The sequence below is a fragment of the Phytohabitans sp. LJ34 genome (genome assembly GCF_052068095.1).
Taxonomy (GTDB): Bacteria; Actinomycetota; Actinomycetes; order Mycobacteriales; family Micromonosporaceae; genus Phytohabitans.
The window spans coordinates 466,698-491,622 of record NZ_JBQHDG010000004.1 but is presented as its reverse complement, the minus strand read 5'-3'; the positions used below and the strand labels follow the sequence as shown (position 1 = coordinate 491,622).

At 68.5% G+C, this 24,925-nt stretch carries 18 protein-coding genes and 1 pseudogene; 10 read left to right on the top strand and 9 right to left on the bottom strand.

Annotated elements, in window-relative coordinates; translation table 11 throughout:
* Positions 1–112 (top strand): annotated as a pseudogene (locus ACTMTJ_RS09950) (IS481 family transposase); the annotation flags it as partial.
* 384 nt (positions 113–496) lie between these two features.
* The gene (locus ACTMTJ_RS09945) at positions 497–1,165 is read left to right on the top strand and encodes a class I SAM-dependent methyltransferase (protein ID WP_441215851.1); all 669 of its coding nucleotides are present in this window, start codon (positions 497–499) and stop codon (positions 1,163–1,165) included.
* A gap of 81 nt (positions 1,166–1,246) precedes the next feature.
* On the opposite strand, the gene ACTMTJ_RS09940 is transcribed toward ACTMTJ_RS09945, so the two are convergent.
* Positions 1,247–1,891: a TetR/AcrR family transcriptional regulator gene (locus tag ACTMTJ_RS09940; protein ID WP_441215850.1), complete on the bottom strand. Its 645-nt coding sequence runs from the start codon at positions 1,889–1,891 to the stop codon at positions 1,247–1,249.
* A 144-nt stretch (positions 1,892–2,035) separates the two neighbouring features.
* Between ACTMTJ_RS09940 and ACTMTJ_RS09935 the strand changes: the two genes are divergently transcribed.
* A complete protein-coding gene (locus tag ACTMTJ_RS09935; RefSeq protein ID WP_441215849.1) occupies positions 2,036–2,815 on the top strand; it encodes a glucose 1-dehydrogenase in 780 nt (259 codons plus the stop codon).
* Positions 2,812–3,288 (top strand): nitroreductase/quinone reductase family protein, encoded by a 477-nt coding sequence (locus ACTMTJ_RS09930; RefSeq protein WP_441215848.1) that lies wholly within the window; start codon positions 2,812–2,814, stop codon positions 3,286–3,288. The genes ACTMTJ_RS09935 and ACTMTJ_RS09930 overlap by 4 nt, the downstream gene beginning before the upstream one ends.
* A 144-nt stretch (positions 3,289–3,432) precedes the next feature.
* Here ACTMTJ_RS09930 and ACTMTJ_RS09925 read toward each other — a convergent pair whose 3' ends face one another.
* From ACTMTJ_RS09925 to ACTMTJ_RS09900, 6 genes are all read right to left on the bottom strand, one after another.
* Positions 3,433–6,252, bottom strand: a complete 2,820-nt coding sequence (locus ACTMTJ_RS09925) for an RHS repeat-associated core domain-containing protein (RefSeq protein WP_441215847.1) — start codon at positions 6,250–6,252, stop codon at positions 3,433–3,435.
* A gap of 453 nt (positions 6,253–6,705) precedes the next feature.
* Entirely contained in the window at positions 6,706–10,611 is a 3,906-nt protein-coding gene (locus ACTMTJ_RS09920; protein ID WP_441215846.1) for an alpha-L-arabinofuranosidase C-terminal domain-containing protein, read from the bottom strand.
* Between the two features lie 561 nt (positions 10,612–11,172).
* Complete coding sequence (gene arfA / locus ACTMTJ_RS09915) at positions 11,173–12,702, bottom strand: arabinosylfuranosidase ArfA (RefSeq protein WP_441215845.1); 1,530 nt, start codon at positions 12,700–12,702, stop codon at positions 11,173–11,175.
* Positions 12,702–13,565 carry a carbohydrate ABC transporter permease gene (locus ACTMTJ_RS09910; protein WP_441215844.1) on the bottom strand — a complete coding sequence of 288 codons (864 nt, stop codon included), beginning with the start codon at positions 13,563–13,565 and terminating at the stop codon, positions 12,702–12,704. Before ACTMTJ_RS09910 ends, arfA begins: the two co-directional genes overlap by 1 nt.
* A gap of 4 nt (positions 13,566–13,569) precedes the next feature.
* Positions 13,570–14,505 (bottom strand): carbohydrate ABC transporter permease, encoded by a 936-nt coding sequence (locus ACTMTJ_RS09905; RefSeq protein ID WP_441215843.1) that lies wholly within the window; start codon positions 14,503–14,505, stop codon positions 13,570–13,572.
* Complete coding sequence (locus ACTMTJ_RS09900) at positions 14,502–15,752, bottom strand: ABC transporter substrate-binding protein (RefSeq protein WP_441215842.1); 1,251 nt, start codon at positions 15,750–15,752, stop codon at positions 14,502–14,504. Before ACTMTJ_RS09900 ends, ACTMTJ_RS09905 begins: the two co-directional genes overlap by 4 nt.
* 157 nt (positions 15,753–15,909) lie before the next feature.
* Between ACTMTJ_RS09900 and ACTMTJ_RS09895 the strand changes: the two genes are divergently transcribed.
* The 4 genes from ACTMTJ_RS09895 to ACTMTJ_RS09880 all read left to right on the top strand — a co-directional run bounded on the left by ACTMTJ_RS09895 (position 15,910) and on the right by ACTMTJ_RS09880 (position 20,877).
* The gene (locus ACTMTJ_RS09895) at positions 15,910–16,911 is read left to right on the top strand and encodes a LacI family DNA-binding transcriptional regulator (protein WP_441215841.1); all 1,002 of its coding nucleotides are present in this window, start codon (positions 15,910–15,912) and stop codon (positions 16,909–16,911) included.
* Positions 16,912–17,070: 159 nt separating this feature from the next.
* Positions 17,071–17,604 carry a hypothetical protein gene (locus ACTMTJ_RS09890; protein ID WP_441215840.1) on the top strand — a complete coding sequence of 178 codons (534 nt, stop codon included), beginning with the start codon at positions 17,071–17,073 and terminating at the stop codon, positions 17,602–17,604.
* A 305-nt stretch (positions 17,605–17,909) separates the two neighbouring features.
* On the top strand, positions 17,910–18,968 hold the full coding sequence (locus tag ACTMTJ_RS09885; RefSeq protein ID WP_441215839.1) for a PP2C family protein-serine/threonine phosphatase: 1,059 nt from the start codon (positions 17,910–17,912) through the stop codon (positions 18,966–18,968).
* Between the two features lie 115 nt (positions 18,969–19,083).
* On the top strand, positions 19,084–20,877 hold the full coding sequence (locus ACTMTJ_RS09880; protein ID WP_441215838.1) for a protein-arginine deiminase family protein: 1,794 nt from the start codon (positions 19,084–19,086) through the stop codon (positions 20,875–20,877).
* 39 nt (positions 20,878–20,916) lie between these two features.
* Here the strand turns inward: ACTMTJ_RS09880 and ACTMTJ_RS09875 are convergent, their stop codons facing one another.
* Both ACTMTJ_RS09875 and ACTMTJ_RS09870 read right to left on the bottom strand, forming a co-directional pair.
* A complete protein-coding gene (locus ACTMTJ_RS09875; RefSeq protein ID WP_441215837.1) occupies positions 20,917–21,459 on the bottom strand; it encodes a hypothetical protein in 543 nt (180 codons plus the stop codon).
* Between the two features lie 141 nt (positions 21,460–21,600).
* The gene (locus tag ACTMTJ_RS09870) at positions 21,601–22,278 is read right to left on the bottom strand and encodes a DUF899 domain-containing protein (protein ID WP_441215836.1); all 678 of its coding nucleotides are present in this window, start codon (positions 22,276–22,278) and stop codon (positions 21,601–21,603) included.
* Positions 22,279–22,667: 389 nt separating this feature from the next.
* Here ACTMTJ_RS09870 and ACTMTJ_RS09865 point away from each other — a divergent pair, with 389 nt between their 5' ends.
* Positions 22,668–23,342 carry a response regulator transcription factor gene (locus tag ACTMTJ_RS09865; protein WP_441215835.1) on the top strand — a complete coding sequence of 225 codons (675 nt, stop codon included), beginning with the start codon at positions 22,668–22,670 and terminating at the stop codon, positions 23,340–23,342.
* Positions 23,339–24,784, top strand: a complete 1,446-nt coding sequence (locus ACTMTJ_RS09860; protein ID WP_441215834.1) for a HAMP domain-containing sensor histidine kinase — start codon at positions 23,339–23,341, stop codon at positions 24,782–24,784. Before ACTMTJ_RS09865 ends, ACTMTJ_RS09860 begins: the two co-directional genes overlap by 4 nt.
* Positions 24,785–24,925 lie beyond the last annotated feature (141 nt).

Sequence of the window (24,925 nt, the reverse complement as noted above, 5' to 3'; positions counted from 1 at the left end):
CCGCGCCGCCTTGCCCCACTGGCTCCACATGTACAACCATCACCGACACCACACCGCCATCGGCGGCCCACCCGCCACCCGCGTACCCAACCTCTCCGGACACAACACCTAGATCTCGAAGCTCGCACTGCTCACACCCTCGTGGCGGTTACCTGCGGCGACGACAACCCCGTTGCTTTCCCGGATCGCTGATCCGGGAAGGGACATTGTGGACAAACGTCGGCCACCGCCTGGCGCGAGCCCGTCACCACGCCCCCTTTCCTGCCGGCCGGTTGCGTGCAGGGGTGAGCGCGACCAACGGCGGACGGGTGAGGCCGCGGGAGCAACGGTCTGGACCACGACGGACTGGTTTTTGTGCGCAAGTGCGGGACCCGTTTAGCGAGGAGATTGGTGCCTACCCCTCATCGGGCGGCCTCTGTGTGCGTAACTTCGGGACCCACACTTCGGTGGAGGTCGACGCGACGGCTTGCCAGTCTGGGCCTGGCATCCTGGCCCCATGGCAGATGACGAGTTAGAGGGCCTGCTGTCCGAGCAGATTGCCTACTACCGCACACGCGCCCACGAGTACGACGCCACGTACCCGCTTGACGCTCAGGCCGACGCGGACGCCCGGGCTCAGCTCTTGACCGAGTTGGAAGCGCTCGCACCCTACGGCAGGGTGCTGGAGCTGGCGTGCGGTACCGGACAATGGACCGTCGAGCTCGCCCGCCATGCAACGACGGTGACCACCGTCGATGCTGCACCTGAGGCATTGGCGATCTGTCGCCAGCGTGTCGGCGCGGCCCACGTGCATCTTGTCGAAGCTGACCTGTTCACGTGGCGGCCGCGAGAGCGCTACGACTTCGTCTTCTTTTCAGCCTGGTTGTCACATGTGCCACCTCAGCGCTTCGACGACTTCTGGGGGCTTGTCGCCGATTGTCTGGCGCCGGGTGGCCGGGTATTCGTGATCGACGAATTGCCGGCGGTGGCCGTCGTGGAGCATCCGGCCCCTGGGCGGTCCGCGCCGGCCGTCCGCCGCGTGGTCGGCAGCGGCCAAGCCTTTCGCGCCGTCAAGGTCCTCTACGCCCCAGACGAACTGCGCGCCCGCCTCGACACCCTCGGCTGGAATACGGACGTCAGAACGGTGGGCTGGCGGTTCTTCTCCGCCTCGCTGCGGCGAGGCTAGCTCAAATCTCCGTCTAAATAAGGGATTCGGTGGTCGAAGCCTCGCCTGCTTAGGCATCAGCTCCTTTGGTGGCGGCGGGGCTCAGTCGTTGGTGGACGCCCCTGGTCCAGTCACGGCATACCGGGCGGCGATGGTGCGGACGGCCTCGTCGACTACCTGAGCGACGCGTTCGGCGCTAACCTCCCAGCCCGGCACTAGGAGTGTTGGCCAGAAGACGTAGTTGGAGATCATGCCCAGGAACTGGGTGGCTGCGAGGTCCGCGTCCTCGATCCGCACCGTTCCCGCCTCGTGCTCAGCCAGGAGGTAGCTGCGTACGGACTCGAAGTAGGGCATTTTCCCGTGCGAGAACTGCGCATGGGCCAGCTCCGGGAACCGCGGCAGCTCGGCGATGACGATCCGGAACAGGTCGGTCATCTGGGGCCGGCTCAACAGCTCGGCGTAACGGCGACCGATGGCGCTGAGCCCCTCGACGACGTTGCCTGCCGGCGGAGGATCCTCCTCGTCAGCGGTTGACCAGGATTCGGTGACGATGGCGTCGAACAGGGTGGCCTTGCTCGGAAATTGCTTGAACAAGGTGGCCCGCGAGACACCCGAGCGCTCTGCGATCCGCGCCAGCGATGTCCGGTCGTAGCCCAACTCGAGGAACAGTGCTGTCGCGGCCGTCACGATCAGCGCGCGTTTTTCCTGGGCGACGCGCTGGTGGTACGTCGGTACGACACTGCTCATGGACTGAGCATACGAGGTGAGTGGCTTGACTCACCACTGCCGCCAACCTAGTCTCAAGGCAGTGGTGAGTCGCTGGGCTCACCGTCGGCCGCCGTTCATCGCCGATGATCCCGGTCAGTCACCCACGTACCGAAGGAACAGCTGATGCCCCGCTTCGACAACCAGACCGTGCTCGTGACCGGTGGGACCGGTGGCCAGGGCTCCAGCCACGTACGCGCCTTTCACGCGGAGGGAGCGAACGTGGTGATCGGCGACATCGACACCGAACGCGGCGCCGCTCTCGCCGACGAGCTCCGGACCCGCGCTCGGTTCGCCCGCCTCGACGTCACCGACGAGAGTTCGTGGTCCGCCGCTGTGCTAGCCGCCGAGAGCGCCTTCGGCGCCCTGAACGTGCTCGTCAACAACGCGGGCGTCCAGAACCCGCCGGCGCCGATCGAGAACACGGACCAGGCCACGTGGTCGCGCATCCTCGACATCAACCTCACAGGGACCTTCCTCGGCATCAAGGTCGCCGCCCCCGCTCTGCGCCGCGCGGCAGGGGGAGCCATCGTCAACATCGCCTCGACGATGGGCCTGGGCGGCACGGCGCACTACGCGCCGTACGTCGCCAGCAAGTGGGCCGTGCGAGGCCTCACCCAAACGGCAGCACTCGAGCTCGGCCGGGACCACATCCGGGTGAACACCATCCACCCCGGCGTGATCGCGACCCCCTTCATCCACGAACCAGCAGCCGGCGCCACCGCGGCAATCGCCGACTTCTACTCACCCGAGCCGTTCGCCATCCCCCGGCTCGGGGAGCCGACCGACGTCACCCGGCTTCTGCTGTTCCTCACGTCATCAGACGCGTCGTTCATCACGGGGTCGGAGTACGTCATCGACGGTGGACTCCTCCTCGGGCCCGCCCTTCAGACCGAGACCACATGAGCAGTCCAGACACGACCGGATGGAGCGACGCCGCACGTGACGCGTCTTTGTCGCACCTGCCCGATCACATCCGGCGAGCCATCGAGATCACACCCGCCGCGGGCACCAGCGAACGGATCATCGACATCACGACGCTGGGCCGCCGCACCGGCCGGCCACGCCGCATCGAGATCTTCTTCTACCGAGCTGCGGGCACGACCTACCTGTGTAGCGGCGCCGGCGGCGGAGCGACCGACTGGCATGCGAACCTTCTCGCCAATCCCCACTTCACCTTCCACCTCAAGAACGGGATCCGCGCGGATCTGCCCGCCCGGGCCACGCCTGTCACCGACCCAGCTGAACGTCAGGCCGTGCTGGCGGAGATCGTCGCGGATCTCAATCAGCCCCACGACCCCGGCACCATCCGGCCGACTCGGCTCGAAGACTGGGCTGACAGTCGGCTGATGCGCATCAGCTTCCGCCAGCGGCCGTGATCGCGGATCCTTCGACAGGGACGCGCCGGACGGCCGGCGGCACCGCCGCTGTGGTGACATGGCCAGGCAGCGCGCTGGAGGCGGTGGCCGGGCCGCCACCGCCTCCAGCGATTTCTGAACGGTCTGCCGACGCGTCGTCTGGTCTTAGTAGAGGTCGGCTACGGGGTTGAAGCACTCGTTCAAGTCATGACCCTCGTCGGCCCAGGAGTTGTCGGTGTCGCTCGCGGCTTCCTTGACGTAGCAAACGAGGTCGCTCACCTTTTCGTACCTGTCGACGATCTTTTTGGCGCGGTCCAAGAAGCGACCTACGTCGTTCCAGGAGAGGTCGCCGGTGGGGTCCATCCGGTTGATCGGGTCGGACTGGGCGTAGGCGTATGCGTTGCGTTCTTGCCCAGTCGGGTCTGGCGAGGTGAAACGCCCCCAGTAGGAGTTGTAGTAGCGGAGCCCGAACAGGGCGATTCCGCTGTCGAGCAAGTAGTTGCCGAGGTACCGGAACGGGTTTGTCGCACCGGCTCCGGAGGAGCTGTTCCGCCCGTACGCCGTGTACGTGTAGTGGGCCGCCAGCGCACCGCTGGTGTCGAGCAGCGCCAGCACGGTGCCCTGGTGGTCAGTGATCAGGTTGTAGCGCGTGGCCCCGGCCTTCTCGGTGACAAGGCGGCCGTCGGGGTCGCGCGTGACGCTGGTGCGGGCTCCGTTCACGACAGCGCTGGTGATGCCGAGAGCGGTGTGGGTGAAGACGTGTGTCGTGGCGACGCCGTTGTTGTTCTCGCTGATCGTGCGCGGCTCGGTCTGGTCGACGGAGTCGTAGCTGGCGGCGAAGATCTCGACGCCCTGCGCGGTGGCTCCCCGGATCCACTGGTTCGTCGACGAGTACCAGAAGTTGTTGTTCGGGGTGGTGGAGCTGGTGACGTTGCCCGCACCGTCGTAGAACTGGGTCGTGTTCTCCATGACGACCAGCTGGTTGGCCGCGTTGTACGTGCGGTTGGACGTGCTGGTCAAGGAACTGATCGCGGTGATGTTGTCCGCCTTGTCCACCGTGTACGTCGTCAGTGTCTCCTTGGTGAGGTGGCGCAACTGGTCGTACTCGTAGGTGGTGGTGGGTGAGATCACGTTCCCTCTCCGCACGGACTTGCTCTGCATCTGATCGGTGTCGGCGCCGGCCGCGGTGGTGAAGCGGTAGGTGACCCGCAGCAGCTCGGTGCCGGCGGCGTTGCTGACGGCGAGGCTGGTCAGGCGGCCCGCGCCGTCGTAGCCGTTGGTCTGGGTGCCGGCACCGGGGAACGTCGTGGACGTGCGCCGGTCGGCCGCGTCATAGCCGAAGGTGGTGGTCTGCCCGAACGGGTCGGCCAGCGAGGTCAGCCGGTACGCGATGTCGTAGCCGTACCGGGTGGTGCCTCCCGGATCGGTGAGGGAGGTGAGGTTCCCCGCCTTGTCGTAGGTGTAGGTCACCGTCTCGGTGGCCGTACCTTGCGTGCGGGCCGCCGATGTGACCTGCGAGCCGGTGGGGTGGGTGTCGTAGGCGAAGCGGGTCGTCACCTCCGCCGTCTCCCGCTTGGTCAGGTTGCCGAGCGAGTCGTAGGTCATCGCCTGTAGCGCGACGCCGCTGTGGCTGATCGCGACGATCCGGTCCAGCCGGTCGTAGTGGTATTCGATGCGCTTGCCCGCGCCGTCGGTGATGCTCGTGATCCGGGACAGGGAGTCGTAGGTGTAGCGGGTCTGCCCCATCGGCAGGGGCGGGACGACGGCGGTCAGGTTGCCCTGCGCGTCGTAGGTGAACTCGGTGATGTTGCCGTTGGCGTCCTTCCGCGAGGTGAGCAGTGCCCGTGGTCCGCTGTAGGCGCGCACCTCCACGTCGACCGCCAGCGGCGTAGAGCGGATCTTCGTGAGGTTGCCGGCCGCGTCGTACTCGCGGGTCAGCTCGTTGCCGGCCGGGTCCTTGACGGACGTGGGCAGGTTCGGCAGCGCGGTGTTGGCGTAGCCGAAGGTGGTGGTGGCGCCGGTGGGCAGCTTGGTGGAGATCAGGTTCCGAAGGCTGTCGTAGACACCGGTCGTGGAGTTTTGCAGGCCGTCCGTGACGGCCTGGACGTCGCTGCTGGCGGTCCACGTCCGCGACTGCGAATGGCCCAGGGGATCTTTGGCCTGGACCTGGCGCCCTAGGGCGTCGAACGTGTAGATGGTCTTGTTGCCGTTCGGATCGGTCTGTGTGGTCTGCGTATCGCTGTCGTACGCGAACAGCGTGTCGACCGGTCCTGCGGGGCGAGGGGTCGTCACCTGCGCCACCTCACCGAGGGCGGTGAAGGTGAAGCGCCATACCCGGCTGGCCTGATCAGTGAGGGTCTTCAGCCTGCTGCCGTCGTAGGTCATGCTGACGGACCCGCCCTCGCGGTTGGTGAACCCGATCAGCCGCCCGTCGGCGTCGTACGTGTAGTCGCCGACCACCGCACCGCTGGGATCCGTGACCCGGCTGATCCGCCCCCCGCTGTTGACGAACCGGGTCACCCGTCCCTGTGAGTCCGCGACCGAGGCCAGCGTGCCGTCGCTGTTGAAGTAGTAGGTGATGGCGTTGCCGTTGCGGTCGGCCCGGTGCAGCGGCCACCCGTGCGCGTTGAATGCCCAGGTCTCGCCGCTGTCGATGAACCGGGCCGTGAAGGAGCCGCCGCTGTTCTTCGTCAGCGTCGCCCGGATGCCGTTGCTGCCGGGGCCGAAGGTGCCGTTGGCGTTCTGCCGGAACTCCACGCAGCCGCCGCCGTCCACCGGCATACGCACCACGCCCGAGGACGACAGATCCAGCGCCATCGACGCCCCGGCGTTGAAATGCCACTTGTCCAGATAGCCCCACGAGTGCTGGAGGTTGAACGTGATCCCGGTGCCGCGCACGGTGAGATCCCGGTGGTCGATCCAGAGCGTTCCGGCGGAGAGGTTCACCCCGAACTGCAACCGGTCACTGATGCGGAACCGCTCCATCGGGTAATCCGGCAAAACTCCCCATGCGCGGATACGGCAGGAAGACGTTTGCCCCGTGACGTCCTGCGGAGGCAGGTTCGGCGGCGCCCCGCCCACGATGGTCCGATTGGCCGACCCGGGTATCCACGCCGTGAGTGGAACCTCGGGAGGCGCCGCTCCGGCGACGGTCGGCGTCACCACGACCGCGCAGAGCGCGGCGACCACCGCCGTCGCTGTGCCACCGACGAGGGCACGCAGCGTCGGACCGCGCGATGGTGGACGTATCATGAGACTCCTCCTCTGCTGGGAGATCCGACCGGCCGAACCTACGCAACCGCGCCTTCATTTAGGCTTCAGTGCGCATTCGCGGTGTCCAAGCCGGTCGACGCCATGCCACGCGCCGAATGACCAACAATGCGCCCGGCCGTAGCGACCGGTGCGGCGCCGCTGTGGCGCCGCACCGGCTGGAAAACGTCAGCTGAGCCGGATCGGTAGTGGTGTCGCACCGAGCGCCGAGACCTCCACGGCTGTGCGTACCGCCGTGGTGTATCCGGTCTTGGAGGTGGTGAGCGTGTACGTGCCCGCGGGTGCGGTGATGCGGTAGTAGCCGGCGCCGTCGGTGGTGGCGGTGAGTCCGCCACCAGCGTCCACTGTGGCCCCGGCAATGGGTGTGCCGTTGGTGGCGGTGACCCGGCCGATGACGGTGGGTCCGGCGATCGGGTTCGCGCCGATGGTGACTGTGATGACTGTGTACGAATGCGGCGGGAAGGTGTAGTCGAAGCTCGCCCCAACGCCGGTGAGGGTGCTGGTGGTGGTCTGGATGAGGTTGGGGTTCTGCCAGGTGTTCTGGTCGAGATAGCCGGTCGAGTTGACGGTGGCGACGCTCGCCGTGGAGCCGATCGTGCCCGCGCCGGTCAGGTTGACGGTGGATGTCTGCCCGGCCGACGGGTCGCGGTTGACCACCGACAGGTAGAGCTTGGTGCCGTCGGCCGAGCGGGTGGTGGTGACGTCGAGCATGGGCACGCCGCCGCGGGCGGGCAGGTTGCCCACGGCCGGCGCGTTGTAGGTCGGCCCGGTGAGGCTGGTGTTCAGCAGCAGCGGCCCCCGTTGGGTGGCGGCCAGCTTCTGCACCAGGTAGCCGGGGGTGACGAAGCTGCCGCGATTGGCCAGCCGGATCGCACTGCCATCCCAGAAGTTCACCAGCGCGGACGCGCCGTTGAGTTCGTTGGCGTCGGCTCGGCGCACGAACAGGTTCAGCAGGCCCGCCTCCTGTAGGGCCCCTTCGAGGGTGCGGGTGCGGCGGTGTTCCTCGTTGAAGTACATGGCGTTGTGCTCGGTGACGGCGAGCTTGATGTCGCGACCGCCACTGTTGGCGAGGACGGTGTCGGTTGCGGTGGCCATGCGGTCGCCGATCACCGCTGGGGCGCCCACGGATGCCTGGTAGACGGTGAGGTTGTCGTAGTTGGCGGGCAACGGCTGTGGGCTGTAGTAGTGCACCGACAGGTGGTCCATGCGGCTGGCCGAGGTGGTCAGGACGGTGGTGTTCCAGGTTTGGTCGTTGTTGGTGCCGTCGCCGCCCTCGCCGATGAACGCGATCGTCGGGTCCTTGGCGGCCATGGCGTCGTGGAAGATGTTGTAGCTGGCGGCGTAGTTGGCCGCGCTGGTCCAGCCGGGCGTCCAGGATCCCCAGACCTCGTTGCCGATCTCCCACGTACGCACGTTCCACGGTTGGCTGCGGCCGTTGGCGGCGCGCTGGGCGCCGTACGTGGTGGACGTGCCGCCGTTGGTGTACTCGACCCAGTTGGCGGCGGTCGTTGGGGTGCCGCGGCCCCAGTTGACGTTGAGGTAGACCGGGATCGCGAGGGCTTCGGCGAGCGCGAGGACCTCGTCGGTGCCGACGTCGTTGGTCAGCCACAGCGCGTCCCACTGGTTGTAGTGCATGGGTGGCCGGTTGTCGCGCGCGCCGATGCCGTCGGTGAAGGTGTAGCTGTCGGCGATGATGCCGCCGGGCCAGCGGATCGCGCCCGGCTTCAACGCGGTCAGGGCGTCGACGAAGTCTTTGCGCCAGCCGCCGAGGGTGACCTCGGCCGGGTCGAGGGGCATGACGCTGACCATGTCTATCCACAATGTACCGGTGCCGGCGGTGCCGAGGAACAGCTTCGCGTACGGGTCGGTGGTGTTCGGGGTCAGGGTCGCGGTGAACTTCGCCCATCCCGCCCCGAGCCCGGTGAACGTCGTGGACGCGTACGCGGGATAGCTTGCGCTGTCGCCCACGTCGGGTCCGAGGGTCACGGTGACCGGGCTGCTGAGGGCCGTCTGTTTCAGATAGGCGCTGACCCGGTACGCGCGGCCCGCGGTCACCGCGATGGCGCCTTGGCTGACGCCCTTTCGACCGGTGGTGTGCTGGGTGATGTCGACGCGTTGGGCGTAGGTGCCGTTGTAGCCGGCCCGGTCCTGCGTGTAGACGGCCTGGTCGGCGTAGCCGTCCTCGGTCCAGCCGTCGGTGCGCCACCAGGTCAGGTAGTCCCACTTGGTGACCGACGTGCCGAAGCCGTAGAGGAAGGCCGCGTAGTCGCCGTTCGGGACCGCGGTTGTGGTGACGCTGTGCGCGAGCCGACCGTTGGCCAGGAAGTTGATCGTGCGTCCACCGGCGGTCCACCGGCCGACCTCGACGCGCAGGACGGCGGGGAGACTGATCGCCGGGCCGGTCCAGGGTGTGATGCCGTCGCCGAAGACGCGCAGCGTTCCGGCTTCGACGCCGAACTCGACGTACTTGGAGAAGTCGCCGCGGCCCGTGCCGCCGTAGATGTTGAGCAGTCCGTTGGTGCCGGTGTACGAGTCGAGTTTGGCCTCGACGGTGTAGTCGTACACGTCGCCTTCGGAGATCGGCTGCGACATGATGCCGTAGCGGCTGTTCGCGGCGCCGTTGACGACCATCTGGCTGTTGGACATGCTCGAGGTGCCCCAGCCACCGGCCAGTGTGGAGTTGGTCCACGCGGCGCTGATGCCCGGCCCGCCCTCGAAGTGGTTGTCCCACCGGTCGAGCATGTGCACCTGCTTGACGTTGACGTAGTCCCAGTTGGTGGTCGACGTGCCGTAGCCGTAGAGGAACAGCCGGAAGTCGGGCGCGGGCACGTCGAACCGGGTGGCCAGCTCGTGCACCCGGACGCCGTTGACGAAGAACCGGAACAGCCGGCCGTTTGACCAGTACGGGCTGATCTGGACGCTCAGGGTTGCCGGCAGGGTCACCGCCCCGCCGGTGAAGTTGCCGCTGCCGTCGCTGGTGAAGACCTTGGCGACACCGCCTTCCACGCCGAACTCCATGAACTTGCCGAAGTCGCCGGCTCCGGCGCCGCCGTAGATGCTCAGCAGGCCGTTGACGCCGGTGACGCTGGTCAACCTGGCATCGACGGTGGTCCAGTCGACGGCGTTGTTGCGGATGTGATCCGACATGATTCCGTAGCGGGAGTTCGCACCGCCGGTGACAGTGGCGGTGCCGCCGCCGACCGCGACCGTGCCGTTGGTGGCGCCCTCCAGCCGAGTGGGTGTCCACTGTGGAGAAAGGCTGCTGCCCTCGAACGCGTCGTAGGTCGCGTCCGGCGTCACCGTGAGGTAGTCGGCCGTGACCGTGCCGCTCCAGCCGTAGAGAAGGGCGCGATAGGTCGAGGGCAGGCCGGTGAAGCCGGACAGCGTGTGCACCAGTGTGCCGTTGTAGTAGAAGCCGAGGTTGCGTGCTGTTCCGGCCAGACCCGAGACGTCAACGCGCAGGGTGGCCGGTGTGGAGGCGGCGCCGCCGACCCAGGTGGGCTGGCCGTCGGCGAAGACCTTCAGCACGCCACCTTCGATCGCGAACTCGGCGAAGTGGCTGAAGTCGCCGGCGCCGGTCCCACCGTAGACGCTGAGAATGGCGTTGGTCCCGGTGTAGGAGACGACCTTCGTCTCCACACTGACGGTCTTGTACCGGGTCTGCGGGACCGTATTGCTCATGATGCCCCACCGTCCGGGGGCACTCGCGGTGATCACCGCGTTTCCGCCGGCCGTAGAGACGGTCCCGGCGGGCACGCCGTCGAGACTTACCGGCGTCCACCGGGACGCGTCCACAGTGGAGCCGGTGAACCCGTCGTAGACGGTGCTGCGGGCCGAGGTCGTCTGCTCGGCCTCGAACGAGCGGTTCGCGACGCGTTCGGCCCACGCGCCGTTCATCTCGTCGGAGGCCCATTCCATCATCTGACCGGTGACGCCGGGCTGGACGACACCGACCGGTGCGCTCGCGTCGACGGAGATGATGTTGGCGGCGGCGGCGGAGGCTGGTTGCCCGATCGCGATGGTGGAGACGATCAGGCAGATGGCGAGAAAGGCTCGAAGCAAGGTGCGGTACATGGCGTCTCCTTCGCTAAGAGGTACCGCGCGGGGTCTATGGAGCTTTCGGGGTCACGGCGGCTTCGGCCTCCGCGGCCCCGAACATCTGAACCTGGACCGACCTGGGCTACCGCGATGCCCGTCGTGGTCCGGACCGTCGCTCCCGCGGCCTCACCCGCCGCGGTTCGTGAGCTCACCCCGCACCCACCCGGAGTGGCGCCACCGACGCGGCCACGACCCCGGGACCGGGGTCGTGCGTGCGCGGGCATTTGCTCTGCTTCCCTATGGGAGGCACCCGTGTCCAGGCATCGGAAAGCCGGGCCGCCTCCTATACGGAAGCAGAGCAAATGCGTCCGCGACACCACCCCCGGCCACCGACCCGCCGGCGCCTGCCGCTGCGACGACCGGGTGTGGGCTTGAACCGCGGGCCCGGCAGCGGAGGCCGGGGATCCCGGCGAGCGCCAGCGAGCCGCCGGCCGGAGCGGTCTCCGGCGGGAGCGGCGGTCCGCAGCTGACACGGACCCGGGTAAATCTCGCAAAGAAGCCCCTCCCTCCGTCGTAGTCCCGATATTGAAAAGATCTCTAGGTGGTGGGTGCCAGGCGCAGCATGGTCCAGGAGATCGGTGGGAGCACGGCGGTGAGCCCGCCGTCGGCCAGGGTGCTGTCGGTGCTGGTGCGGGGCTGTACCCGGTGGGGGTCTTCGGCGTTGTTGGTGTGTGACAGGTGGTCGGGGACACCTCCGAGGACGAGATGTTCGGCGATGCGCAGTCCCGGCAGGGCGCGCAGGTTGGCGGTGAGGGTGACGGGCTCGGTATCGCCGCGGTTGACGGCCAGGATCGTGACGTGACCGGTCTCCGGGTCGTGGGTGGCGACGACGTCGGCGACCGGGACGTCGCCGTGCTGCACGGTGTCGTAGGTGGCGGTGACGGGTTCGACGCGCAGCACGGTGCCGCGGGCGTGCCGGGCGGTGAGCGCGAACGGGTGGAAAATCGTCTGCCGCCAGGCGGGGCGGTCCGACTCGGCGCGGATCGGGGCGATGATGTTGACCAGCTGGGCCAGGCACGCGACACCGACCCGGTCGGCATGGCGCAGCAGGCTCATCAGCAGCGAGCCGACCACCACGGCGTCCTCGACGGTGTACTCGTCTTCGATGAGCCGGGGCGCCTCGGCCCACGCGAGGTTGGTGTGGCCGGCGAACCGGCTCTCGTACCAGATGTTCCACTCGTCGAAGGAGAGCCGCAGCCGTTTGCGGGAGCGCTTCTTGGCCGCGACGTGGTCGGCGGTGGCGACGACGCCTTCGATGAACCGGTCCATGGCCAGGCCGGAGGCAAGAAACCCGGCCCGGTCCTCGCCGTGCTTCTGGAAGTACGCGTGCAGCGAGATGTAGTCGACGTACTCGAAGGTGTGGTCGAGGACGGTCGCTTCCCAGGCGCCGAAGGTAGGCATCCGGTCGTTGGAGCTGCCGCAGGCCACGAGCTTGATGCTCGGATCGACCTGCCGCATCGCCTTGGCTGTCTCGGCCGCCTGCGCGCCGTAGGCGTCGGCGCTCTTGTGGCCGACCTGCCACGGGCCGTCCATCTCGTTGCCTAGGCACCACAGCTCGATGCCGTGCGGCTCGGCGATCCCGTGCTTGCGCCGCAGGTCCGACCAGTAGGTGCCGCCCGGGTGGTTGGCGTACTCGAGCAGGTCGCATGCCTCCTGGATGCCGCGGGTGCCGAGGTTGACCGCCATCATCGGCTCGACACCGGCACGCCGGGTCCAGGTCATGAACTCGTTGAGCCCGAAGGCGTTGGTCTCGACCGACCGCCACGCCAGATCCAACCGCCGCGGCCGCTCGGCCAGCGGTCCGACCCCGTCCTCCCACCGGTACCCGGAGACGAAGTTGCCGCCCGGGTAGCGCACCACGGTGATGCCGAGCTCGCGGACCAGCTTGAGCACGTCCAGGCGCAGCCCGTCGGTGTCGGCCTCGGCGTGGCCCGGTTCGAAGACGCCGCCGTAGACGCAGCGGCCCATGTGCTCGACGAACGAGCCGAACAGGCGCGGGTCCACGGCGGCGATGCCGAAGGCGGGGTCGAGCGTGACGGTGCAGGTGAGCACGGCGGTACTTCCCATCATTTGAGGCCGGTGGTGGCGATGCCCTGCACGAAGAAGCGCTGGGCGAGCAGGAACGCGACGGCGAGCGGCGCCAGCGAGATGGCCGCGCCGGCCATCAACGCGGCGTGGTCGACGCCGGACTGGCTGGAAAACAGGGTCAGCGCGGACGGCAGTGTCCGCATGTCGAGAGAGGTGGAGACGACCAGCGGCCACAGGAAGTCGTTCCACAAGGCCATGAACTGGATGACGAATAGCGACGCCAGGGCTGGCTTCGACAGCGGCAGAATGATCCGCCAGTAGATCTGGAAACTGTTGGCGCCGTCGATGTGCGCGGCGTCCTCGAGCTCCCGTGGCAGCGTGCGGAAGAACTGGCGCAGCATGAAGATGCCCAGTGCGCTTGTGGCCCGCGGGATGATCAGCCCCTGGAAGGTGTTGAGCCAACCCAGGTCGAACAGCGTCAGGAAGACCGGGATGATGGTGATCTGGAACGGCACCATGAGGGTGGCCAGGATGACGAGGAAGATCGCCTGGCGGCCGCGAAACCGCAGCCGGGCCAGGGCGTAGCCGGCCAGCGAGTCACACAGGACCAGCAGGACCGTCGTGCCGGCGGCGAAGACGAAGGTGTTGAACGCCAGCCGGGCGAACGGAAGCTGGGTCAGCACCGCGTGAAAACCCGACAGGCTCCACTCGGTCGGCCACAGCCGGGCCGGGTCGGCGTAGAGGTCGGCCGGCGTACGCAGGGACACGCCGACCATCCAGACGAACGGCAGGATCGTTGCGGCCGCGGCCAGGATCAGGACCCCCCACGACGCGTAGCGGACGACCCGCCGCAGGACGCGCAGCGCACCCGGCACCCAGGCCGGCGCCGCGCCCCGTGTCATCGTCTCACTCGTCATCGTCGCGCCTCGCGATCCGCAGCTGGACCAGGGAGACCGCAAGGATCAGCAGGAACAGCACCCAGGCGATGGCACTGGCGTAGCCGAGCCGGAACTCGACGAACCCACGCTGGTAGAGATAGGCCACAATGGACTCCGTGTGAAACAGCGGCCCGCCACCTGTCATCACGTAGACGAGATCGAAGAGTTGAAGCGACGTGACCGTCGAGATCACGGTGGTAAACAGCAATGCGGGGCGCAGTTCGGGGAGTATGACGGCACGCAGCCGCTGCCAGCGCCCGGCACCGTCCAAAGTGGCCGCCTCGACGAGGGCATGCGGCACGCCTTGCAGCGCGGCGAGCAGCACGATCATCGAGAAGCCGACGCCCTTCCAGATCCCGACCGCCATCACCGCCGGCAGCGCGAGGTTGGTGTCGGTCAGCCAGCCCGGACCCACCACCCCGACCGCGGCCAGCCAGCCGTCGACCAGGCCGACCTGCGGGTCGAGCAGAAACTTCCAGACCACCCCGACCACGGCGAACGAGGCGATGGTCGGGAAGAAGAACGCCGAGCGCAGCAGCGACGTCAGCCACGTGGTACGCCGCAGCCACAGCGCCAGCGCCAGACCCCCGAGAACCTGCCCGGCCGTCACGACCACCGTGTACAGGCCAGTGACCCGCAGGCTGTTGTGGAACCGCTCGTCGGTGAGCAGCTCGCGGTAGTTGCCCAGGCCGACCCACGTATGGGTGGTCTCGCCGACGGTCCAGTCGTGCAGGCTCATCCAGCCGGAACGCACGATCGGTTCGGCGATGAAGACGCCGATCAGCAGCAGGCTCGGCGCGACGTACAGGTAGGCGGGGTTGAGTCGCGGCCGGCGCCGGCGACGCGGGGCGGACGATCCGGTCCACCGGGTTGCCCCGGTGGACCGGACGCTCGTCGAGGTCACGACTGGCAGCCGGTGATCTTATCGATCGCCTCGGCGGCGGCTTCGGCCGAGGACTGGACCGGCTCACCGCGGGTGATCTTGCCGATCAGCGGTACGTACACGTCGGCGTCGATCTTCGCGGAGGTCGGTAGGCCCGGCAGATACAGCCGCGCGTGCGGCAGGCCGGCGACGAACGGCGCGACGATCGGGTTGCTCGCCGTGACGTCGGTGCGGACGGGCGGGAATCCGGACGCGTCGCTGAACGCGGTCTGCGCGGCCTTCCCCGTCCACCAGGCGAGGAACTCCAGCGCCTGCGCCTTGTGCTTGGTGGACTTGCCGATCGCCATCGGGACCGTCGAGGCCAGCGTGACGGGCCCGCCGGGGCCGACCGGGATGGCGGCGATGCCGAGGTCGATGCCGGCTTCCTTGAACCCGGCGGCGGCCCACGGCCCGTTGATCTCCATCGCGGCCTTCTTGGCGGAAAACAGCGTGTCGGCGTCGGCGCCGGTCTGTCCGACCGGGCTCACCTTGTCCTTGGCCACCAGGTCGGCCCAGGTTTGCAACGCTTGGACACTGGCCGGCTCGGCGATCGTGGCGCAGCCCTTGGCGTCGACGATGTCGCCGCCGTTCATCCACTGGAGGATGGGCCACATCTGGATGGTCTGGCGGTCGGCGAGGGAGATGCCGTACTGGGTGACCTTGCCGCCGTCGGTTTTGGTCAGCTTCTTCGCCGCGGTGGTGAGCTCGTCGGCGGTTTTCGGCACCGACACACCGTCCGCGGCCAGCATCGCCTTGTTGTAGTAGAGGACGAGGGTCGCCATGTTCGCCGGTGCGGCGTACAGCTTGCCGTCGATGGTGAACGCGCTGGTCACCGTCTTCGGAAACAGCACGGAGTTGATCTTCGTGTCACCGTCGCCGATCGCCTCGTCCAGCGGCAGCAGCGAGTTCGTGCGGACGTAGTTGAACAGCACGCCGGGATCGAAGTTCGGCGTGGCCAGGTCGGGTCCTTGGCCGGTGGCCCAGGCGCCGGGCAGCTTTTGCCCGATGGCGTCCCACGGCTGCACGTCCATGGTGACCTTGATCTTCGGGTGGCTGTCGTTGAACTGCTTCACCAGCGCCTCGTACGCGGGGCGGTCCGGGCCAGTGAACCCGGTCCACAGGCTCAGCTCGACTACGCCGTCGTCCGTGCCGGCCGTGCCCGAGCCGCAGCCCGTAGCCGTCAACAGCCCTGCGACCAGGACCGCTGTGATCTTCCATGGTGATCTCATATGGGTTGACCTTCCGTCCCAGCTCAGGGGAGATTGCCGCTCAGGGGAAATTTTCAATCATGTTCCATCGTTGGAACGACGTTGTAAAGGGATCTTGGCAAGCTTTTTACAACGTTGTATGTTGAAGCCTCAGGACCCCCACGAGTGAGGACGATCGATGGCCGCCACCCTCAAGGACGTCGCCGCCCGCGCCGGCGTATCGGTGAAGACGGTCTCCAACGTGGTCAACGGCTACACCTTCGTCACCGAGCAAAACCGCCTCCGCGTCCAGGAAGCCATCGAGCAGCTCGGGTACGTGCCGAACATCGGCGCCCGCAACCTCCGCAAGGGTCGCACCGGCTTCGTCACCCTCGCCGTGCCGGAGCTGACCAACCCTTACTTCGCCGAACTCTGCGGCCTGGTCATGACCGCCGCCGCGCGGCACGACTGGACCGTCCTCATCGAACAGACCGGCGGCGTCCGGGAGCAGGAGCTGACGGTCGTCGACGCGGCTCACCGGTCGCTGGTCGACGCCATCATTTTCAGCCCGATCGGCCTGCACCCCACCGACCTGGCCGAGTCCGGCATCGACACCCCCCTGGTCCTGCTCGGCGAACGCGCGCTGAACGGTCGTGCCCACCACGTCGCCATCGACAACGTCGCCGCCGCGACCACCGCCACCACGCACCTCGTCGATCTCGGCCGCCGCCGGATCGCGGCCATCGGTGACCAGCCCGGACCGCACGGCACCGCCGCTCTACGCCGCCGCGGTTACCTCCGCGCTCTCGAAGCCGCCGCCATCACGCCGGACCCCGCCCTGGTCGTCAGCGCCGCGAGCTACAGCAGAGCCGAGGGCGCCGCCGCCATGCGTCACCTGCTCGCCCTGCCGGCACCCCCCGACGCGGTCTTCTGCTTCAACGACCTGCTCGCCATCGGCGCCCTATGTGCACTTCGCGACCGCGGCCTGAGCGTGCCCGGAGACGTCGCCGTGGTCGGATTCGACGCCATCGACGAGGGCAACTACACCGCACCGAGGCTGACCACCATCGCTCCCGACAAATCCGCGATCGCCGAAGCCGCCGTCACCCTCGCTCACACCGCAAACCGCGACGGCAGCCAGGATCCGCGAGACGTCGTGACGCCTTTCACCCTCGTCGTTCGCGAAAGCACGACGATCTGAGCGGCGATCGGGACCGGTGCGTGAGCGGGCACGGCGGGTCATTTCAGCGATCGCTGCACGTGCGTGGTCGGGCAGGAAGCACAGCAGGCCCTGGGGTGAGAGCCGCCGGCGCTACCCGACGATCATGAGGGAGGGGTGGAGTCCACTAGGCTGGCCCACGTGTCACAGCCGACTCCCGACGCCGGCGCGGACCGCCCGCTGGTATGGGCTCCGGAAGAGGTGCGGGTCCGCATCGAACAACAGGTCGAGCCGGGAGTGAGTCTGCCGCGACGGGTCATCCTGACGGCGGTTTCTGCCTTTGTCCTGACCTGGCCGCTGGCCTTCCTCGTGTTCATGGTCACCACCCTCGCCCTGCCCTCGGTGACCAACGACGCCAGCGTCGGCACGGTCGCGCGCTGGGCGTTGTGGTTCGCCGCGCTGCTCACGGTCGCGGCGGTTGTCGCGGCCCTGCGGCAGCGCGCCGGCAGGGCCGACGAGGAGGCCGAGCCGTCGACGCGTGAGACCGTGGTGCGGATAGCGATCTACGCGCTATTCACCGGCGTGTGCGCGGGGGTGGTGTTGGCGCCGCACGGGCTGTCCCTCGGCCAGATCGCCGTGCTGACCGTCATGCTCATCGTCGTGCTGCACCTCATGCCGGTGCTGGCGGCCAGGCTGCTACACCGACGCCTACAGCGCCGTCAGGACGGCATGTGACTCAAGTGCCGCCCATGATTCGACAGCGGGGTTCGCAGGCTGCCCGCGGACACGAAAAATGGCGCATGGTGACCCGCGCGCCGAGTGATTGATAGGCCAAGTGAGCCATTTCATCGTGGGTAGCGGTCGTGATGAGCGCCGAGGTGTGGTCGAGGCCTGCTTAGGGTGATGGGATGGCAGGGACTTTGCGGGCTGGGGTTGCCGAGGCGCTGCGCGGTGTGCGTGCGGCCGTTGCCTGGACTGGGCCAGATCATCTGCCCGGTCTCATATCAGCGGTCGCTCCGGCCGTAGGGGCTGACCAGATCGTGATCTATCTGGCCGACTATCCGCAGACGCGGCTGGTGGAGCTGACCGCCGGGACCGGTGCTGAGCTGCCGATCGAGACAACCCTTGCCGGGCGGGCGTACATCAGCTTGGAAGTGCAGCACGCTACTGAGGATCCGGACCGGTTGTGGGTGCCGCTGGTCGACGGGTGCGAACGGCTCGGTGTGCTGGAGTTCGTCTCGCCGGCAGCGGTCAACGACGAGGTGGAGGCCGCATGCATGGAGATCGCCGCACACATTGCCCAGCTGGTCAAGAACCGGCGGCCCTACGGTGACACGCTCGAGCGGGCGCGGCGGCGGATGCCAATGCATCTGGCCGCGGAGATTGTCTGGGGTTTGCTGCCGCCGTTGACGTTCGCGACCGACGACGTAGTCGTCACCGCGATCCTGGAGCCCTGCTACGACGTCGGCGGCGACGTGTTCGACTACGCCCTCAACGGTGATGTGCTCAGCTTCGCGCTATTCGACACCTGTGGGCATGGCATCGCGGCCAGCACGCTGGCCGCGCTGACCATCAACGCGTACCGCAACGCCCGCCGCAGCGGACTGGACCTGCCCGATACCGCCGCGGCGATCGACGTGTGGCTGCGGCGGCGGCACCCGAACTCGTTCGCCACGGCGATCCTCGCCGAGCTCGACCACACCACCGGAATCCTGCGCACGATCAACGCCGGACACCCCGGCGCCCAGGTACTGCGGGAGGGCAGGGCGGTCAAGGAACTGCCCGCGCCAACCGCTTTGCCGCTCGGTCTGCATCACATGTCCGAGCGCCGCCCGGACATGCACGAAGAATCACTGCAATCCGGCGATCGGGTGCTCGCGTACACCGACGGTGTCACCGACGCGTTCAACGCCGAAGGCGAACGGTTCGGCCTCGGCCGCCTCCTCGATCTGGTCCAGCGGGCGCTCAACGACGAGTTGCCCGCCCCGGAAAGCATGCGCCGGCTGGTCCGGGCCGTCGTGGAGCACCAGTTCAACGAACTCCAAGACGATGCCACCGCGGTGCTGGTGCAATGGCGACCCGCACAGGCCAGCAAGTGAAGGCACCTTGGTACATCGAAGGTGCCGATGCGGTTCCTCCCATGGAACGACGCTCGTTAACCGCTCGGCTTCTACCGTCGTAGGCGTCCGGAGCGGCGCGAGGCGGGGAGAAACGGTGCGGAACCGAGAAAAGCTGTGCGTGCTCGCGGTGGTGGCGATGGCCGTACCGCTGATCGGTCAGCCGTCGAGCGCGAGCGCGACGGCGCGTGGTCCGCACCTGAGTGGCGCAACCGTCATGCTGCCCAACCTGGACGACGACCAACGCCGCTGCCGGGTTGACCCGGCCGACCTGGAAGCGCTCGGTGGTGCGGTGGACGCCGCGCTGGCCGCGTGTCACGACGCCGGGGACGAGCGGGTGAACGGATCTCGGGACGCCGAAGACCTGGCGCGGGTCTTCGTCCGCCCGACACCGGGGCTTAGCCGGTCGGCGACCGGACAGCTGGGCGTGGACCGTCACGCCTACGCTCGGGTGTTCGTCAAGCGGGACAACGACTTCCGAGCCCTGGTGCCGGGCACCGGCACGCTCACCGGCGAGGAGCTCCGCTCCGGCGTCGAGTTGGCCGTCGAGGGTCGAGACATCGTCCGCGACCCCGCGCGGTGGGACGGCACCGTGCTGCTCACGTTGACCGTCACCGACCGCGGACATCGGTGGCGGGACGACCACCGGATGCGGGTGGCGCCGCTGTTGCTCCAGCATGACTTGCAGCCCGCTACGACGGTGTTCGCTGGCCGGCCGGGCAAAGGAACTGGCGCGCCGTGGTGGGGTGGCGTGATCGGAGACTGGGTGCCAAGTGAGTGGGAAGCGTTCAGCTCCACGCTCCGAACCGCAGCGGGCAGGACCGGCGCGCGGACCCGGTTCATCGCCAGCACCGAAGGGCTTTGGCAGGACGTCTGGTGGCAGGACCTCTTCGAGCCGGCAACGGCAAGCATGCCGACCGTCGGCGGGGTACAGACCATGCGGGTGATGATCCGCTCGGCGAATGTATGGGACCTGCCGGATGCCAGCGGCAACCCAGTGCGCACACCGCGCCCGGCGGCGCGGCTGCTGTTTCGCGACCTACGGGGCCCGGACGTGGCCGTGGTACAGCAGTTCGGCGCCCAGGGGCACGGCGATCTGCTAACCGACTTGCGCAACGCCACCGGCAACATCGAGTCGCTACCGCCCTACCGCGGTTTCCCGCAGGGCCGGCTGGTCTACGGCACCTCGCCCGGAGGCGGCGAGCTGGCCCCAGACCCGGACTTCATCCGGATGCTGGTCGCGCAGGGGCAGCAGCCACCGGTGGTGCTCGACACCTCGTGGCTGCTGGTCGGACACGCCGACGAGACGATGCACGTGGTACGTGCGACCAACGAGCGGGGCTGGACGTTGATGGTGGCCGACCCGCGGTTGGCCGAGCGGCTGCTGCGGCAGGCCCACGCGCACGGCGCCGGCTCGGCCCGCCTGTTCGCCGGCACCAACGCCAAGCGCCAGCCAACTGTGGCCGAACTGCTCGACGACCCGTCGTTCCTGGCTCACAACGAGGCCGCCGCCGGCCACATCGACAAGCAGGTGGCCGTCATGCTGGCTGAGACCGGCCTGCGGCCTGACGAGATGGTCCGCGTACCGGTGCTGTTCGAGCAGATCAACGACCTGCCGCTGTTCGTCGCACTCACCCCGGGCATACCGAACGGGTTGTCGCTGACCGCCCGCGACTTCGCCGCACCGGACCCGCACGGTCCGGTGGTCGACGGCAGGGACCTGTTCCGTGCCACCACCGAGCGCGCCCTCGCCCGAGGCGGCGTCCGGGTGCACTGGGTAGAGGACCTGTTTTGGGCGCACTTCGGCGGTGGCGAGGTGCACTGCACCACCAACGCCTGGCGCGACACGCGTGGTGGTACACCTTGGTGGATCACCTCGGCTGCCGGGTAGCGGACTCGGTGAAGGCGGCCGTGACGTCCGCGGCCGTCTTCACCCGTCCGTTTCCAGCTCGTGTTCAGCGTTGGTTCGGGGCACGATCGGGTCGATGGGCTGGCCGGGGCTGTTCTCGGCCTCGATCCAGTCGGCGAGTTCGAACCTGCTGCCACATATGCCGCAGGTGGCCAGGCCAAACAGGTATGTGAGGCCGTCCGCCAGAGTGGCGTCGCCGCCCTCGGTGGCGACGCTGTGTACCCACCTGGCGATGCCCGTCAAATCCTCGGGCGTGGCAGGGGTGAGCGGAGTCCGGTGGACGTACCGGTGCAGAGTTCGCACGATCAGCGCCGCGAGGTCCAGCGCCCGCTCGCGATGCTCGTTGGTGCCGGACTGCGCGAGCCGGGCGAGTTCTGGCAGCGCGGCGAACCCTGCCGAGCAGCAACACTCTCCCTCTACAAGGAGCCGGTCTTCGAGTTCGTGCCACGCGCTGGCATCGGCATGGCGCGCGAGCCGGTCGAGCAGCACGCCGACGCTGACACCGGAGTCGCCCCGCATATCCCACGTCGAGCGCCAATCGATCACCGAAGGATTCAACACCATCTCCGTCCACCCCAGGACCGCCGCTCGTACGTCGTCGGAATGGCAACCGCGGGCGGCCCGGGCGGCGCTCAGGCACGCCCGGGTCGCTTGGTGCACCGACATCGGATGCGATGGCGTTGTGGAGTGGTGGTCGCGGGTGGTTTAGGTGGTGGGACCGTACAACCGTGCGATATCGGGTGAGTCGAGCCAGCCGCTGTAGGTGGGTTTCTGCGGCCAGCCTTCTGGCGAGTCCTGCCACTGCTCCTGCCGACCGTAGGGCAAGAGGTCGACCAGGGCGAACGTGTAGGTGAGCTGTTCGGTGCCGCGGCCGGCCGTGTGCCAGGTGCGGTAGACCGTTTCGCCGTCCCGCAGAAACACGTTCATCGCGAACCCGCCGCCGGGCGGTGCGTCGACGTCGGCCCCGAACGGGCTGTCGGCGGTGGAGTACCACGTCATCGTGTTGCCGACGCGCTTGGCGTAGGCCAGGGCCGCTTCGATCGGGCCCTGGGTGACGATCACGAACCGTGCGTCGTAGTTGTCGAGGAAGCCCAGCCGGGTGAACGAGGAGGTGAAGCTGGTGCAGCCGCCGCACTGCCACTCCGCGTCCGGCTCCCACATGTGGTTGTACACGATCAACTGCGACTTGCCGTCGAAGATGTCGACGAGCCGGACCGGTCCTTCAGCGCCGACCAGGGTGTAGTCGGGCATCCGCACCATGGGGAGCCGTCGCCGCTGCGCCGCGATCGCGTCGAGCTCCCGGGTGGCCGCTTTCTCGCGGGCGCGCAACTTGTCCAGCTCCTCGCGCCAGGTCGTGTAGTCGACAACGGGTGGAAAAGCCATGATCAACATCTCCTTCGTTTGCTCGTCAACCCTTATGACCGCTCCCAGCACCAAAACTCATCGAAAGGCCGCGGACACCACCCCGCCACGCCGCTCGTCCCGCGTCGATCCGGTGGTTAGCTGCCGCATCGCTACGCGGCGGCGATCCGTTCCGGCGATGAAAACCTCTCCTCGGAACCTCTCATGGTGGGTCGGGCTTCGTGCGACGCTTGGCTCACCGTCGTTGAGCAACAGAGGCGGAACGATCGCCGCCTTTCATGAAGCCTGCATCCGTAAGAGCACGGCCCGCGGGCACCACAGCCGCGACGGCTCTAATCCTGGCCTCAGGTTGGTCGGGGAGGATGAGCGGAAAAGCATCGACTGGAGGGGGGCGGGCCGGCGTGCGGATCATGATCGCGGATGACGAGGCGGCCATCCGTGAGTCGCTGGAGCGGGTGCTCCAGGTCGAGGGTTACGACACCAGCACCGTCGCCAACGGTCTCGCCGTGCTCGAGGGGGTCGGTGGCGACGCGCCGGATCTGCTGATCCTCGACGTGATGATGCCGCGCCTCGGCGGGTTGGAGACCTGCCGGCGGTTGCGGGCGGCGGGTCGGGATCTGCCGGTGCTCATGCTGACCGCCCGGGATCAGGTCTCCGACCGGGTCGCCGGGCTGGACGCGGGCGCCGACGACTATCTGCCCAAGCCGTTCGCCACCGAGGAGTTGCTGGCCCGGGTCCGGGCCCTGCTGCGCCGCCGCGGGCCGGGCGACGACGAGTCGCAGGTGCTGACGTTCGCCGACGTCCGGCTCGATCCTGACAGGTTCGAGGCGTGGCGGGGCGGGCGGCCGCTCCACCTGACCCGGACCGAGTTCTCCCTGCTGCTGGTCCTCATGCGCAACGCGACCCGGGTGTTGACCCGAGACGCGCTGTTCGAGGCGATCTGGGGCTTCGACATGAGCGCGACCGCCAACAACCTCCAGGTGTACGTGAGCTACCTGCGCCGCAAGATGGAGGCCGAGGGTGAGCCGCGACTGATCTACACGCTGCGCGGCCTGGGGTACACATTGCGGGAGACTTCTCCGTGAGCCGGGGCGCCGCCGGCCGGGGCTCGCGACGGCTGACCCGATGGTGGCGCCGGCGGTCGCTGCGGACCAGGCTGACGGTGATCGCGGCGACGGCCATCGCGGTCAGCGTGCTCGTGGCCATGCAGGTGGCCATCGAGCTGCTGGACCGGGAACTCCAGGACACCGCGGAGGATCAGCTGCGCGCCGACTCCCGGGTTCTTTCGACGAACGCGGAGCGCGCCGGTCTGGCGCAGGTCCAGCTACCGCCGTACACCGGATCCGGTCGGCTGGTGCGGGTCATCCTGCCCGACGGCTCGATCCGGACGCCGGCCGGCCAACCCGCGCTGCCTCCGGTCAGCGAGCAGGCCAGACGCGTGGTGCGGGGCGCGTCGGCCGACCTGATGGAGTCCGGCGACGACGGCTACCTCATCTACACGCTGCGGGCGGGCGACGGCGCGGTCCAGGTGGCCCGCAGCACCGACGACGACCCGCTCAACCGGTTCGGGTTGGGCATGCTGCTGATCGGGCTGCTCTGCGTGGCCGGGGGCGCCATCGTCGGCCGGGCCGTGGCGCGGACCGGGCTGGCGCCGATCGACCGGCTGACCGCCGCCGCGGTCCGTGTCGCGCACACCCGGGATCTCGACGCCGACATCCCGGAGGAGGGCGGTGGGGAGATCCGGCGGCTGATCCGGTCGATCAACGACATGCTCGCCGCGCTCCGGGATTCCCGTCGGGCACAGCGGCTGCTCGCCGAGGACGCCGCCCACGAGCTGAAGACCCCGCTCACCAGCCTGCGCCTCAACGTCGAGCTGCTGATCCGGCTCGATCGGCGCGGCACCCTGGACAGCGCACTGGCCGCGGAGAGCCGGACCCGGCTGCTCAACGATCTCGGCGCCCAGGTGGCCGAGTTGAGCACCCTTGCCGCCGAGTTGACCGACCTGGCGCGCGGTGACGTCAGCGACGAGAGCACCGAGGTGCTCGACCTCGCCGACGTGGTGGTGGCCGCCGTGACCCGCGCGGGTTCCCGTGTGCCCGACATCGAGGTCGCGCTCGACGTGACCTCCGTGTGGGTGAGCGGGCGTCCCGCTGCGCTCCAGCGGGCGGTGCTCAACCTCATCGACAACGCCGGCAAGTGGTCTCCCGCGGACCAGCCGGTCCAGGTCCGGCTCCGTGCCGAGGGCGCGTCGGCGGTGCTCGAGGTCGACGACGCCGGGCCCGGCATCGACGCCGCCGACGCGCCGCGGGTGTTCGACCGGTTCTACCGTGCCGACAGCGCCCGGGCGTTGCCGGGATCCGGTCTGGGGCTGTCGATCGTGCAGCGGGTCGTCGACGCCCACGGCGGCCGGGTCACCGTCGCCCGGTCCGCACGCGGTGGCGCGCTGCTGCGGGTCAGCCTTCCGGCCGCTGCCTCGCCCGCTCGGATCACGCGGCCCACCGCCGGGGAGGACACGGTGGTGCGTTGACCCGCCGCGGCACGGCGCCAGGACAGCCACGGCGCGCGGCGCCAGGACCCACCGCAGCGGGCGGCGCGGGACAAGGGCGGCGGACACGGCGACGGCCGCCGGGTCATGACAAAGATCCGGGACGGGCCTGAGCCCGTCCCG

Coding starts and splice junctions, on each gene's coding strand:
- ACTMTJ_RS09945 (WP_441215851.1), top strand. CDS start 497: ATGGCAGATGACGAGTTAGAGGGCCTGCTGTCCGAGCAGATTGCCTAC.
- ACTMTJ_RS09940 (WP_441215850.1), bottom strand. CDS start 1,891: ATGAGCAGTGTCGTACCGACGTACCACCAGCGCGTCGCCCAGGAAAAA.
- ACTMTJ_RS09935 (WP_441215849.1), top strand. CDS start 2,036: ATGCCCCGCTTCGACAACCAGACCGTGCTCGTGACCGGTGGGACCGGT.
- ACTMTJ_RS09930 (WP_441215848.1), top strand. CDS start 2,812: ATGAGCAGTCCAGACACGACCGGATGGAGCGACGCCGCACGTGACGCG.
- ACTMTJ_RS09925 (WP_441215847.1), bottom strand. CDS start 6,252: ATGGAGCGGTTCCGCATCAGTGACCGGTTGCAGTTCGGGGTGAACCTC.
- ACTMTJ_RS09920 (WP_441215846.1), bottom strand. CDS start 10,611: ATGTACCGCACCTTGCTTCGAGCCTTTCTCGCCATCTGCCTGATCGTC.
- arfA (WP_441215845.1), bottom strand. CDS start 12,702: ATGGGAAGTACCGCCGTGCTCACCTGCACCGTCACGCTCGACCCCGCC.
- ACTMTJ_RS09910 (WP_441215844.1), bottom strand. CDS start 13,565: ATGACACGGGGCGCGGCGCCGGCCTGGGTGCCGGGTGCGCTGCGCGTC.
- ACTMTJ_RS09900 (WP_441215842.1), bottom strand. CDS start 15,752: ATGAGATCACCATGGAAGATCACAGCGGTCCTGGTCGCAGGGCTGTTG.
- ACTMTJ_RS09895 (WP_441215841.1), top strand. CDS start 15,910: ATGGCCGCCACCCTCAAGGACGTCGCCGCCCGCGCCGGCGTATCGGTG.
- ACTMTJ_RS09875 (WP_441215837.1), bottom strand. CDS start 21,459: ATGGTGTTGAATCCTTCGGTGATCGATTGGCGCTCGACGTGGGATATG.
- ACTMTJ_RS09870 (WP_441215836.1), bottom strand. CDS start 22,278: ATGGCTTTTCCACCCGTTGTCGACTACACGACCTGGCGCGAGGAGCTG.
- ACTMTJ_RS09865 (WP_441215835.1), top strand. CDS start 22,668: ATGATCGCGGATGACGAGGCGGCCATCCGTGAGTCGCTGGAGCGGGTG.